This window comes from Psychrobacter sp. WY6, assembly GCF_018448495.1.
Lineage (GTDB): Bacteria > Pseudomonadota > Gammaproteobacteria > Pseudomonadales > Moraxellaceae > Psychrobacter.
The window spans coordinates 2,968,554-2,982,742 of sequence record NZ_CP049902.1 but is presented as its reverse complement, the minus strand read 5'-3'; the positions used below and the strand labels follow the sequence as shown (position 1 = coordinate 2,982,742).

Genomic DNA, 14,189 nt, shown 5'->3' with positions numbered 1-14,189 from the left:
AGTCTAAGCATGAATAAGTTATCACATTAGATAACAACGCCATACTGTTGACACATGGCTTGCAAGCCGCCTGAATAGCCTTGACCAACGGCGCGGAATTTCCATTCACCGTTGTGACGATAGACTTCGCCGAATACCATTGCTGTTTCAACAGAGTAATCTTCTGCCAAATCAAAACGTACCACTTCAGTACCTGTCTCTTCATTCACGACACGAATAAAGGCATTGGCAACTTGACCAAAGTTTTGACTACGAGCCGCCGCATCATGAATAGTAACAGTGACGACAATTTTATCCACATCAGCTGGGACTTGGGTGAGGTTTACTTTGACGACTTCATCATCGCCATCACCTTCGCCAGTGCGGTTATCACCAGTATGCTCAACCGCGCCATTATCAGACTTAAGCTGGTTATAGAAAATGAAGTCATGGTCGCCGCGTACTTTACCTGCCGTATTCAGTAAAAACACACTGGCATCAAGATCAAACTCAGCACCAGAAGTTGCGCGTTCATCCCAACCTAGACCGATAAGTAACTTCGTTAAATTTGGGTCAGTCTTGGTGAGCGATAAGTTACCGCCTTTATTAAGTGATAATGCCATGGGGTTATCCTTGTTATTAGAGTGATTAAGGGTTTGATAGAGTTATATAAATAAAAACAATCGCAATAGTGGGATTAAAGCGCTCGTAAATATACGCTTCACGGTTGCTTAGCTATTACTTAGCTAGTATTTAGTGACGCTCTATCATAGCAACAAAAAATGACCCAATCAAAGCTGATTGGGTCATTGTTATGTGTACGACCAGACTGACTATAAAAGATGGCGTCTAAATGCGGTGGTCAACCTTCATATCCATCCATAAACCTAAATTATCATCCCTGACGATGACGAATCTCAAAACTTTGATGAATGGGCTTTTTAATATCAAAATCAAAACCAATGGTTTTTTGCGTGATATCGACAATATCATAACGCTCGGTTAACTGCTCATCGAGCTCAAAGCGGGTAAAGTTATTTGAAAAATACAAAATCCCGTCAGAGGTCAAGCGATTCATCGCACGATTAATGAGGGCAGAGTGGTCGCGCTGCACATCAAAGGTACCTTGGAACTTTTTCGAATTCGAAAAAGTCGGTGGATCGATAAAGATGACATCAAATTGTTCAGTATTGTCTTTAATCCATTCAAAGATATCGGCTGCGACGAATTGATACTTATTGCGGCTAACGTCCAGACCATTTAATACAAAGTTTTGCTTGCCCCAGTCTAGATAGTTCTGTGACAAGTCAACGCTGGTGACTTTTTTCGCGCCAGCAAGCGCCGCATGCACACTTGCCGTACAGGTATAAGCAAATAAGTTCAGTACGGATTTATTACGACTGTTGTCTTTGATACGGGCACGCATATTACGGTGATCAATGAACAAACCCGTATCTAAATAGTCCGTAAAGTTGACGTAAAAATAAGCACCATCTTCACGTGCAACATGAAATTTACCACGCTTTTCTGTGGTGTTCTGTTTGCTATATTGGTCATTACCAGATTGGCGTGCACGAGTCTTGATAAATATTTGTTCACGGTTAATACCAAAACTTCACGAATACCCATTAATGCCAAGTTGAAGCGTTTTTTAGCCGTCTCAGGTGGAATGGTTTTTGGTGGCGCATATTCTTGCACGTGTACATAGTCGCCATATAAGTCGACGGCGACTTTGAAGTCGGGCAAGTCAGCATTGTAAACGCGCAAATTACTAACCTTATCTTTTTTAGCCAACTTCTTCAGCTTAGACAGGTTTTTTGCAAGCGGTTGATAAAGTCTTGTCCCTCTTCCACTTCAATTTCACGTTTTTCGAAGCGACTAACGAGATTGCCCGTTTGTCCTGCAATCAACGTGCCATAGCGGAAATAAACGGTGATAGCACCATTATGACAGCGTAAGGTTTTTGGTTCTTTGATAGGTAAGATATCAACTTGCTCAACATTAGATGCCAATATGCCAAGCATCGGATCAATGCCGCTACCAGCAAAGCTGTCTTGCAAAATAAGCCCAATCGCTTGATATAACGGCTTAATCATCTCTTCGTCACCCAAACGCTCACCATAAGGTGGATTGGTGATGATTAGAGGATTGCTCAATCGACCGTCATCGACCAATGGCTTCAGGACAGTGCTCAGCTGGTCAAGCGCACGCGTCTCAAGATCAAGTAGTGGTAGTAAATCTTGCAAACCTGCGGCAATCAGGTTTTTCTCTGTCGCTAAAATCGCGCCGCTATCAGCATCAAAACCCAAAATCAGCGGTAATGTATCTGGTTGCTCATTAGCAATTGCTAAGGCTTCGCGGAAACGTGTCTGGGCATCATCGATCTGTTGCCATAAGGCATCGTCATGATGCTGCCATTGGTAAAAACCAAATTGATTGGCGGCTTTATCGATACCCACAGCATAATCGCAATGCATGAGTAGTGCTTCAATAATAAAGGTGCCAGACCCACACATTGGGTCAATTAGCGCATTATAAAAAGGTGCATTACCAGCTTCATTTTTCTTGTGCCAGCCTGCACTATATAGTAGAGCCGCTGCCAAGTTTTCTTTGAGTGGCGCTTCAGTCATTGCCACACGATAACCACGGCGATGCAAACTGGTACCTGATAAATCCAAATACAGCTCAGCTTGCTTATCATTCACGGTTGCAAATATAGAAAAGTCTGGATTTTTACTATCGACGTTAGGACGGCTGTCGTAAACTTCATTGAACGTATCTGCAATCGCATCTTTGATACGTAGCATCGCAAACTGTTGACTGACGGCGACACGCTTGTCGACCGACAGACGAATGGCAAAGGTTTGCTCTAAACTAAACTGCTCAATCCAATTGACCGATTTTGCCAAGCCATAAAGTTGCTCAGCCACATCGTATTCGGCATTGATGTTTTTGCGTTTAATGAGCATTAATACCCGCGAGGCGACACGTGACCACAAACAAATGCTATATAAGTCACGCAAAGTACCAGTAACTGCCAGACGGCCTGTACTTTTGATTTCGCTTGCAATACCAAAACTTGTCAGCTCAGTTTGGAGTGGTGCCTCAAGCCCATCGGCACAGGTGATAATAAGGTCAAGCGACAATTCTGGTGAAGCTGCTGTTAGAGATGCGGGCGCGGTTGTTTCGGTCATACGGATACCTGTGGGCTAAATTAATAAGTAATGCACATCATAAAATAAGATGTTTAACCGCCAATTTTACCATAATTCAAGGCAGGATGGTTTAAAGTGGTGGTGTTTATCAAAGAGAGATTCAGCAACGCTATCTTTCACAAAACCATACTTATCATACTAAAGATGAAAACCTTGAGCCTAAAAATTGTGGGGTAAATTGTCCAAGGGATAAATAATCTAATGAGCTTATTTATCCGCTTTGCTCAGTGGTGGTGTTTCTGATACGACCTGCGTCGTAGTCGCAAAGGGTTTAGTGGCAATAGGATAATCCACATCTTTTGGCATAAGTAGACGCATATGAGGATAAGGAGTAGAAATATTAGCGGCATCAAAGGCACGCTTGATATTTTCTTTTAGACCTTCTTTAATTTGGGCATGCGCGCGACAGCGGCAGGCTTGACCCAAAAACGCACTATAAAGAACACTCCGTATTCACCAATTTCATCCACGGTGGCCGAGGTTTCAGGACGGCTGAGTACCACATCGGTGTCAGTAAGCACCTGCAAAATTTCCTTGCGGGCAGTATCGACATCATCTTCAAAGGCGATACGCACACGAATATCGAAACGTATGAAGTTCTTGGAGGTTAAATTGGTCACCTCAGAGGAGGCCACGTTAGAGTTGGGAATAATGACGGTGATGTTGTCTCGCGTCAAAATATGGGTGGTGCGTAACGCAATGAGTACGACGCGACCCTCGTTGTCATTGATATGAATCCAGTCGCCAACCTGAAAAGATTGTTCGAGTAAAATGGTAATACCTGCAATGAAATTAGCAAGCGTTGACTGGGCAGCAAAACCGACTGCCAAACCCACAATCCCTAAACCTGCGACCAATGAGACGATATCGAAACCAAATTGCGCCATGACGCTGGCAAGTCCGAGTACCAATAGCAGCACTGACAAGATGTTTTGAAGCAGCTGCTCTATAGAAGCATTGAGACCATAATGCTGTAACACCTTATGGATAATCTGTCCAGATGACGCCCAAAGTACATAATAAATACCCGCCCATGTACTGGCTTTTGCAGTAGCTTTGATAGTCTCTGGTTCAAAATAAATCTGACTCATAATGGCAATCAAGCTGGCAACTATCCAGATATAACGCAAGACTGAACGGACAATCTTAGTACGGCGCTCATTCAGGCGGATTTTTGTCCTACTTTGCTTAAGGATATAAATGGCAAGCCAATAAAAAAATCCCAACACTGCCAGCAGTATTAGGATTTTGATGGCAGTACTAGCGAGCTCTACCGCTTGAGACGACCAATCAAGTGACTCTTCATCGACAGAGCCGCCAAGCGCAAGGTAGAGGCTAGTATGCAGGTCACGAACAATCTCTTTAAAAAAATCAGTAATACTAGCGATTGCCATTTTTTGGTCCATGCAGAGTTTTTAAAGTACCTCAAGTCGTCAGTGCTACCAAACACAACATGAGTGATGATTAATACGACACATCCTTGTTTTGAAAGTGTAGCTGAGCTGATGCTTAAAAGCTATCTTCCGTGTGTCTTGGTACTGATAAGGTATTGCCATTTTGTGTTGAACATCGCGTAACGCGGTACGTAAGCCCTCTAATATCGTAGGATGATAAAAAGGCGTATCGAGCATGGCCTTAACACTCAAATCATTGGTAATCGCTGCCGCTAAAATGTGTCCGATATACTCGGCATCAGGACCCACCATACTAGCGCCTAAGATTCTATCAGTTTTTTTACAGCCATAGATATGTAGCAGGCCACAGTTGACGCCCATCACGCGACTACGGCCTTGATTGTCGAAGCTGACGCTACCGATGACATATTCTAAGTTTGTATCCTGTTGAATGTCTGGTAGAGACATGCCGACGTTAACGATTTGTGGTGAACAAAAAACAATCGAGAAGGGCGTGGCGGGCGGGCGAATATGAGCGGCGTCTTCATTCTCGCAGACCATACTTCCAGCGCTATAGCCTTCATCACTGGCCACATGCAATAGTGGAAGGTTGGCGTTGGCATCACCAACGATATAGACATCTAAATCACCAATCTGACCTGTTTTTTTATTCAAGTGCTTTGGACGGTCTTTGTCGTCAAGCTCAACGCCTAAATGTTCGACTCCCAGCGGTTTGATATTATTGCGGCGACCGGTCGCAACCAGTACATACTCACCTTGCCATTGTTGCGACTCTCCAGCACTGTCTTCATAATCAATGAATGCGGCTGAATGGTCATTATTCGTGGCTGTTTGCACGCCGACATCACTGATTTTGCTGCCCAAATGCATAGTCAATTCGCAGCTTAAGCAATCGATAGCTTTGTTATTGATATCATCGTCTTTGAGACCTGCAACACGTTTGACACGATTAAACAAAGTTACTTCTACGCCTAAGCGGTTAAAGGCTTGCGCAAGCTCTAATCCGATAGCACCTGTACCGACGACGGCCATTGTTTTTGGTAAATTTGTGAGTTCAAAGATCGTATCAGAGGTGAGCATGGCGTCACCAAGCTTATCTGCCCAGCCATCTGGGATAAATGGAGAGCTGCCCGTGGCGATGATGATTTTGTCAGCGGCAATCAGCACATCATTGACTTCAATGAATCCTCGGTTATTGATATGAGCGCGTCCTGAGATTTTTGTGTGATCAGGCCAGCTATCTACTTGAGCTTTGACGTAGCTAGCAAAATGAGCACGCTCGTCCCGAACGCGTTGCATGACTTGCTTGCCATCTATCTGGACAGTGGCATGGACGCCAAATTCAGCAGAGTGATTGGCTTCATACGCGCGATCAGCGGCGGCAATCAATAATTTACTTGGCATACAGCCGACCGCAATACAAGTGGTCGTCCAAAATCCGTCGTTAATAATAACAACATCATCATGGGTTTTACTGGCTTGACGAAAAGCATTTTGCCCAGCAGTACCTGCACCGATAACGGCAACAGATACTTGGCGAGTAGCTTTGGATGCTGTGTTATCCGCTGCAGTATCGGATTGTTTATTCATATGATTCTCAAGTTATAAGATGTTTATTATTCAGGGCTGTTTTTTAGATGATTTTTTTAAGAGATTCCTCTGATAAGAGATTGCTCTAAAAAATTATTAAAAAACGACTTTCAGCCTCTGATATCCAGCGTTTATCGTAATGATTATTAGCGTCTATTTTAAAATGCTTTTTTATGACTCTTAGTTTTATTGGTTAAGGTGCTAAGGTTTCAAGCAAACGTTCAGTGTAGCCTTTGGCACGTAAATTTCGCTGAGCATGAGTGAGCGTGCCATCTTTGTTAAAAACGAACGCTGAGCGGACCAGCCCTAATGTTATTTTGCCGTACATATTTTTTTCTTTAATAACGTCAAAGTATTGGCATAGTTTTTCATCAGTATCGCTGATAAGGGCAATGTTTAAATCATATTTGGTGATGAATTTCTCGTGAGATTCAACACTATCACGTGAGACGCCAATAATGTCATAGCCTAAATCATCAAACTCATGGAGATGAGCAGTAAATTCGGTTGCTTGAGTAGTACAGCCTGGCGTACTATCTTTTGGATAAAAGTACAAAATAAGTCCTTTATCAGTATTGGCAATCATCTCTTTGAGATTGATTTCATCATGGATAAAGTTGCCTGCAAGCTTTCGTACTATCGTCACTGGAAAGTCAGGTAAGGTTAGGTTTCTGTGGTTGGTTTTGCATTATAAAATCCTTATATTCGTTTATGTCAGTACTTAATTCGTGCTTATGTCGATTGGTATCTATACTGTGTTCTTATTATAAGCAGATTAGCAGCGATTCATAATCAGTTTTAACTTTGCGCCTGTATTGACAACAAAAAAGACTGGCAATAGCCAGTATATTTCACTTCTATTTATTCTGAGCTATGCTGAAGAAACCGTACACCTAAACTTGGTAAACTAACGACTCGATGAGGAGTTTCCATGACTAAGAAAATCAGAACTTACAGCACAGAATTCAAAGCTGAAGCCGTCAAGAAGATAGCGGACAACGATGGGGATATTTCAGCGACTGCAAAGCAGCTTGGTATCGCCATGCAGACCTTATCTAACTGGCATAACAAAGCCACTCAAGGCAAGCTTGAAGGGACTGAGCAGTACGCCACAGCTTATGGCCGTGATGGAAGAGAACAAGCGCCTCAAACGACAGCTTAAAGTGGCTGAAGAGGAACGAGAGAACTAAATGAGGAAGGATAAAGCGAAGCACTGTTTCGCCCCGATGCAAGATGAGAGCTATGCTCGAATGAGGCGACGGCGTACTTCGCCAAGCACGGCTAGTAAGGTATGCCTTTATAACTAATAGACAGGTTTTAGTATCGTCTCTATGTGCCGTGTACTAAGTATTAAGCCGTCAAGCTACTACGACTGGATCAATCGTGATATCAGCGACCAACAGATACATAATAACCATTGCGAGCTACTAGTTAGAGCCGCTCACAGTGAAAGTAAAGAACGTTAAGGGGAGTTTATGGAACAGTACGAGCAAAGGAGTATATGTCTCGAATGAAAGATAGTTTTATCATAATAACGATGCAAGCAATGAGGAGGCAGGAAGAAGCAAACTTGCCTAATGATTTAGATATCGTGTATTGTAGATTTATTTGAATGAAGCTGAGAGTAAACAATACAATGAAAGCATTAAACCACTTATTCACATTCATATCAGGCATTGTAGTTTTAACAGTTTGTTCTTTGGGAATAGCAAGTGCTAATAATGAATATGCCATGGTTGCAGCCGAACCATCTAGTGCAGAAGCATACGCAAAAGCACAAGCAGCAGGAAAAGTAGCTAGGGCAGAAGCATACGCGAAAGCAGACGCAGCCATTGCAAAAGCAAACGCAGCCATTGCAAAAGCAGAAATAGCTAGGACAGAAGAAAAAGCAGCTAGGGTAAAAGTAGAAGCAGCTAGGGCAGAAGCGTACGCAAAAGCACACGCAGCTTGGGCACAGTCCAGTGCAGAAGCAAAAGCAGATAGGGCGGTATCATTCAAGAGGATTGAGCTGAAGGAATTAAGCACACATTGAGCGACAGCTTATGCAGCGGTGCTAGCGACCTGATGCAAGTATGCAAGCAATAAGAAAGCGTTTGAAGTGTCATGAAAACCCTTATCGAAAACCTAAAGGCATGCACTATGAAACCTATAATCGGTTATTCACTGAATATCACGATATAGAAGATTATTATATGAGCTGCTTAACGAAGTTTGATGGGGTTACTAGTGTTAAGAGAATGAAATAAGGGGAGTTTTTCGGAGTGCTATAAAAGGAGAGAAAGCTACAGGTAACTATAAAAATGGCTACCAATAGATATAGTGTTTAATATATATGTAATAAAAACAATGGTTTAGGTATATACAAAAGACTGGCAATAGCCAGTCTTTTGTATATCAAACGAGATGTGTATTACGCTGGTTTTTGTGGCTGTTTTAAATCTAAGCCAACAGTGCATTGCTGCAAATCTTTTTGCATTTTTTTGACGTAAGGCAGTCCAGAAGGATCTTTTTGTCTTGAGCATAGCTCTCAATTTCCCACATCTGACCGATGGTCATGTTGCTACGCACACCAATAGTGCAATTGCATAGTTTGGTCGCATCGCCTTTGTCAGCGACTTTATATTTGACCGCACCATTAACGCAGGTATTGATGTTATTTTGCTTAATATCGGCAGCGTTTGCTTGTGGCATCACAAAAATGGCAGCTAAAGCTAGGGGTAATAATGGCAACAACTTCAAAATATCCTCTTACGGGTAACATCAATTTTCTAAATTTTGTACTCAAAGTCAAGCAAAAGTACTCATAGTTCGTTGACTAATGTGGTTACTTATATCTTGTGATAAATGCAATCGCTCATACCATAACAAGTATGTGAGTTAAAATACAACGGCGGTGTGCTGTGTTAATGCAAGCGAATGTTTCGCTAATGTTGATTGCTATCACGCTTTCATGCAAGTGCAATTCTATCATTCACTAAGATTGATAATGGGTTGGGTCAGTGATGCCCGCCTGAGCAAATCCTTGACGGCGTAAGGCACAGCTGTCACATACACCGCAAGCAAGACCTTGTGCATCGGCTTGGTAGCAAGATATGGTTTGCCCATAATCGACGCCCAATGACAATCCAAGCTCAATGGTTTTTGCTTTTGACAGTTGCTGTAATGGTGTTTGAATGGATAAGTGATGACCGGTAACGCCTGCTTTGGTGGCAAGATTGGCCATATGCTCGAAGGCGGCATATACTCTGGACGACAGTCGGGGTAGCCTGAGTAATCGACTGAGCTGACGCCATAACGATATGATTGGCATCGGTCACTTCAGCAACGGCTAGTGCATAAGACAAAAATATCGTATTACGCGCAGGCACATTGTTGGGAATAGCGTCGTTATCAATCTCATCACGCTTTTATTAGGGAATTTATCCGTATCGCCATCAGGAACAATCATACTGTGATCTGTCAGCGAAGAGCCACCAAGCTGAGCGATATCAATATCAATGATTCTGTGATTGACCCCTGCAGTCTCAGCGATGGCTTTTGCCGCGACCAGCTCACTATTGTGGCGTTGACCATAATTAAAACTGACCGCAGTCACTGACGCATAACGTGCCTTGGCCCAATACAACAAGTCACCGAATCAAGCCCGCCTGACAGTAGCACAACGGCATTTTGGCTTTTATGCAGAGCATTTAAGGTATCGAAGGCTTGATTATTAGAGGCGCTTTGCGAAGTAACATTAGTCATAGTGGTATCTATTATTGGTTTGCGAAATGGGTTTGCGAAAAACGCCTATTTTAGCAAAAATACGCTCATTACAGAACCACGGAGCCATTATAAATACGATATGAAACCTTAATCAGCTCAAAAGAGAAATTTGTTTATAAAAGTATGGAGCTATCAGCAGTGCTATGGTCGAATGTTCAGCATGCCCTGAGCTAAGCCATAAAAACTGAATATTTAATCTGATAGTTTACTCTCATCTTTTCAATCTGTTAGCAAATTTTGTTATAATCGCTGCTTTTAGAGCCACTGTACTATTACCTCCTTGCTAAAGGCTTTATTCTTCCATTTTTTAGCAAAATTCCCTTGTAAAGATATGAGTAACTTATGACCGCAGCAACCTTGTTTACGCCAAAAATTACGCCTGAAATCGATGATATGTCAGCTGATACAGGTTTGGATAATCATGCTTGGGACACTGATGGTGATAGTATGGAATATGAGGATGTTGCTGACGATCATACAAATGAAGACAGTATCGCCGCTGCACCGTCAACGTCTACTGAATCAGCAGAGTTCCGTAAGCTACAAAAGAAGCTGCGTAGACAAGTCTCTTGGGCGATTCGTGATTTTAATATGATCGAAGACGGCGATGTGGTCATGGTCTGTGTTTCAGGTGGTAAACAGCTATACCTTGCTGGATATTTTACTATTACTCAAGCGTATCGCGCCGATTAATCGTCGCGGTCAATCTCGATCAAAAGCAGCCCGGTTACCCTGAGGATATTTTGCCAGCGTATCTGAACGAGCAGGGTATTGCTCACTATATCTTAGAAAAAGATACTTATAGTATCGTTAAGAGCGTGGTGCCAGAAGGCAAAACTTATTGCTCGGCGTGTTCACGTCTGCGCCGCGGCTCGTTATACGGTTTTGCTAAGCAGATTGGCGCAACCAAAATTGCGCTGGGTCATCATCGCGATGATATGTTGGCGACTTTCTTTTTGAATTTATTTCATGGCGGCACTCTTAAATCGATGCCACCGAAATTGCTCAGTGATGACAAGCAAAACCTACTTATTCGCCCATTGGCTTATGTCGAAGAAAAAGACATTATCGAATATGCTCGCTTAAAAGAATTTCCAATTATTCCATGCAACTTATGTGGCAGCCAAACCAACTTACAAAGAGCCATTATCAACGATATGTTGCGGGAATGGGATAATGCTCATCCGCAGCGTTGGCCTCTATTTTTAAAGCCATGCAAAACGTCGCACCGTCGCAACTAGCAGACCGTGAATTGTTTGATTTTGAGCAGTTAAGTCTTGATCGTGACAATGAGCGTTTGTTTGAAGGGGATAACATCCAAGCAGGGCAGACCGAGAGCTTGGCTGAAATTGGCTTACCTGTATCGCCAAAAACTCAAGCGTTCAATCCGAAGTTTATGAGTGATAAACAGCAACTGCCAGAATCAGATAAAGCGACAGCAGATAATCGTATCACGCAAAAAATCCCAACGATTAATCCGGTTATTTGATGGTTCTATACTGAACCAGCTATCGCTAAAACCTTTAAATTGGCTATAAAAAACCAGCTCATTATCTACTAATGGCTGGTTTTTTATGTGTTAATAAATCAATTATTAATCATGCTTATAATAGCAAGATTGGTAAAATCAACTTTCTGCAAAAACAGGTAATGGGTCAAAGCTAACTTTTGAACGTGGTAATTTCGCCACATCTTGCATACGCCAGTCATCTTTACCATCGCTACTTACTTGTAGATAATATTTTGCTTTTAAAGGATCTATATCTACCTGCGCACTGTATTTATTGCCTTCGACATGTTGAAGTACGACATCGTGATCTTTTTTGATATCGGTTGCATGTGAGATAGACAGATCTAGTTTTTCAGGATAAGCCAGAGGATTGCCATTCAGCAGTTTACCTGATTGCAGACTCTGTTCAGGATAATTTAGATAGAATACAACATCACCATTATCTGCAAACTGCATTTCGCCGTGCAAATCTAAGTCATAAGTCAATTTGTCACGTGACACATCATGATAAAGCGTCTTACCATCCATATACCAGTCGTCACGTACCACGCTATCCCGAATTTGATAAGAGTAATAAACAAAAAAGATACAGGCCACTACGACAAATGCTGGCATGCCAATAACAAAAATAACCACCATGTAATTCTTATACCATGGCTGAGTATCTTGATGCTTAAAATTTGATGCGGGAGTAGACATAAAATACCATTAATCAGATATCTGTTTATCAGATATCTATATGTATCAATGGATAAACTGACAGCGAAACAGCTGCCAGTTTAATGATAAATCGTCCACCTGCTAGCCACTGACTCACAGGTGAAATATAGAATATATACTAGGGCGCATCCTCAGTCTGAATGAAAGCACCTAAATGGAAAATGGTTAAATTTTGCCAAACTATGTCAAACAGCTGGTTAATAGCACGATATTATCTATACTATTTTCCCAGTTTGGCTGTCATTTATTGCATTTTTATTACCACTTTTAAAATGAAGACCCGCACTAGCTAAGCTATCAATCGCTTATAAAAACCTACTGCCCTTGAGTAGTAAATACGTTTTGTTTACTGACTTTATACTGACCATCTTCACTGGTCACATTTAGGGTCACTGATGTTTGTTCAAAATCGATAACCTTAGGATCGCCATAAATACTCACAGGCATATCAAAGCTTTCACCTGCTTCTAATGGTACATCATTGAATCGCAGCTCCAAGCTCAAACCTTCTTGTGGAGCAAGGGTTATTGTATAGGTATGCGGCTCTTGTGTCTTATTAGTCAGCTTGACGATATAGCTGTTTTCAATCATGCCTTGATTATTCACTGAAGACAACTGATTACGGTCACGGCGAATATCAATCTCTAAGGGTACACGGTCCGTCAACGCATAAATAACGCCACCACATAAAATAGTAATAACGGCTAAATAAGCAAATAGACGTGGACTGATGACGCGGGTATTTTCTTTTTCTGACAACTGTCGTTCTGTTGTATAGCGGATAAGCCCACGTGGATAGCCGACTTTATCCATAATTTCATTACAAGCGTCAATACAAGCAGCACATTGGATGCAACCAACTTGCAAGCCATCTCGAATATCAATCCCAGTCGGACAAACCTGTACGCACATGGTACATTCGATACAATCCCCTAAATGTTCAGGATGGGTGCCTTTTTACGTGCCCCGCGAGGTTCGCCACGTTCATAATCATAAGACACAACCAACGTATCTTTATCAAACATAACGCTCTGAAAACGACCATAAGGACAGATCTGTACGCACATCTGCTCGCGCATGTAGCCCGCATTGGCATAAGTGGCAAAGGTAAAGATAAACATTGATACCCATACCCATGTTGGCCAATCAGGAATAGGAATAAAACCAATGGTTTGCCAGCTTTGATATAAATAATCTGTTCCAGCGACATAACTGACAAAGGTTGCCGCGGTAATCACTGAAAATACCAACCAAATAAAATATATCAAAGAACGTTTAAAGGCTTTTTTTGCACTCATCGGTTCTTTATCAAATTTGATACGTTTGTTGCGATCGCCAATCACCCATTTTTCAACATATTGATAAAGATGTGTCCAAATCGTCTGAGGGCAGGCATAGCCACACCAAACACGCCCCGCATACACAGTCACCATGAATAAAGTGAATGCGGCAATAATCGCAAAGGCGGCAATGAAGTAAAAATCTTGGGTCAAAAAAGTCATGCCAAAAATATAGTAATGCTGCGAGGGAACATCAAGCCATATTGCTTGCCTACCATTATAACGTAACCACGGCAAAGCAGAAAAGCGGCTAAAAGTGCATACATCGTGACGACACGAATGTTTTGATAAAAACCGGTGACAAACCTAGGGTGAACTCGATGCTTGGTCGCATCAAGGTCAATTTGCTGTACAGGGATTTTATTGGGTTGTGGTGCTGACATAAACGTGCCTCTTTTAAAAAAGAATCAGTTTGCTGGCATGATGAACAAACATCTTTAATCATCAGATGTATGAGTGTGTGATGTTATCAATGTCAGTAAGTAGCGGATAAAATATTGAACAGAAAAATATTTTAACCCATCTACCAAATGATCGATTGCAAATAGCTTAATGAGAATGGATGACTATCTTCTAAATTCGCCACTAATAAGTGGTTTTATGTATTATCATTTTAGCATTCTCCCTATTATAAATGGGGTAATAATCTTAAAAA

The 14,189-nt window shown here is 41.9% G+C and carries 5 protein-coding genes and 7 pseudogenes; 3 read left to right on the top strand and 9 right to left on the bottom strand.

The genetic code is table 11. The features are described 5' to 3' along the window. Positions 1 to 26: 26 nt before the first annotated feature. From G7Y90_RS14880 to G7Y90_RS14860, 5 genes and pseudogenes are all read right to left on the bottom strand, one after another. Positions 27 to 602, bottom strand: coding sequence for a TerD family protein (locus G7Y90_RS14880; RefSeq protein WP_055123872.1), 576 nt, complete (start codon positions 600 to 602; stop codon positions 27 to 29). 272 nt (positions 603 to 874) lie between these two features. Then, positions 875 to 3,173 (bottom strand): annotated as a pseudogene (gene rlmKL / locus G7Y90_RS14875) (bifunctional 23S rRNA (guanine(2069)-N(7))-methyltransferase RlmK/23S rRNA (guanine(2445)-N(2))-methyltransferase RlmL). Between the two features lie 228 nt (positions 3,174 to 3,401). Then, positions 3,402 to 4,588, bottom strand: a pseudogene (locus tag G7Y90_RS14870) (mechanosensitive ion channel family protein). Between the two features lie 45 nt (positions 4,589 to 4,633). After that, positions 4,634 to 6,199 (bottom strand): dihydrolipoyl dehydrogenase, encoded by a 1,566-nt coding sequence (locus G7Y90_RS14865; protein ID WP_250162771.1) that lies wholly within the window; start codon positions 6,197 to 6,199, stop codon positions 4,634 to 4,636. Positions 6,200 to 6,392: 193 nt separating this feature from the next. Beyond that, a pseudogene (locus tag G7Y90_RS14860) lies at positions 6,393 to 6,886 on the bottom strand (peroxiredoxin); the annotation flags it as partial. 244 nt (positions 6,887 to 7,130) lie between these two features. Between G7Y90_RS14860 and G7Y90_RS14855 the strand changes: the two are divergent. Further along, positions 7,131 to 7,659 (top strand): annotated as a pseudogene (locus G7Y90_RS14855) (transposase); the annotation flags it as partial. 176 nt (positions 7,660 to 7,835) lie between these two features. Further along, the gene (locus G7Y90_RS14850) at positions 7,836 to 8,231 is read left to right on the top strand and encodes a hypothetical protein (RefSeq protein ID WP_193007552.1); all 396 of its coding nucleotides are present in this window, start codon (positions 7,836 to 7,838) and stop codon (positions 8,229 to 8,231) included. 407 nt (positions 8,232 to 8,638) lie between these two features. Here the strand turns inward: G7Y90_RS14850 and G7Y90_RS14845 are convergent, their stop codons facing one another. Both G7Y90_RS14845 and queC read right to left on the bottom strand, forming a co-directional pair. Further along, the gene (locus G7Y90_RS14845; RefSeq protein WP_250162769.1) at positions 8,639 to 8,938 is read right to left on the bottom strand and encodes a hypothetical protein; all 300 of its coding nucleotides are present in this window, start codon (positions 8,936 to 8,938) and stop codon (positions 8,639 to 8,641) included. A 235-nt stretch (positions 8,939 to 9,173) separates the two neighbouring features. After that, a pseudogene (queC, locus tag G7Y90_RS14840) lies at positions 9,174 to 9,943 on the bottom strand (7-cyano-7-deazaguanine synthase QueC). A gap of 363 nt (positions 9,944 to 10,306) precedes the next feature. On the opposite strand from queC, the pseudogene ttcA reads away from it, so the two are divergent. After that, positions 10,307 to 11,453, top strand: a pseudogene (gene ttcA, locus G7Y90_RS14835) (tRNA 2-thiocytidine(32) synthetase TtcA). Between the two features lie 138 nt (positions 11,454 to 11,591). On the opposite strand, the gene G7Y90_RS14830 reads toward ttcA, so the two are convergent. Both G7Y90_RS14830 and ccoG read right to left on the bottom strand, forming a co-directional pair. After that, positions 11,592 to 12,173, bottom strand: coding sequence for a FixH family protein (locus G7Y90_RS14830; RefSeq protein WP_087813718.1), 582 nt, complete (start codon positions 12,171 to 12,173; stop codon positions 11,592 to 11,594). Between the two features lie 336 nt (positions 12,174 to 12,509). Then, a pseudogene (ccoG, locus tag G7Y90_RS14825) lies at positions 12,510 to 13,917 on the bottom strand (cytochrome c oxidase accessory protein CcoG). Positions 13,918 to 14,189: the final 272 nt, after the last annotated feature.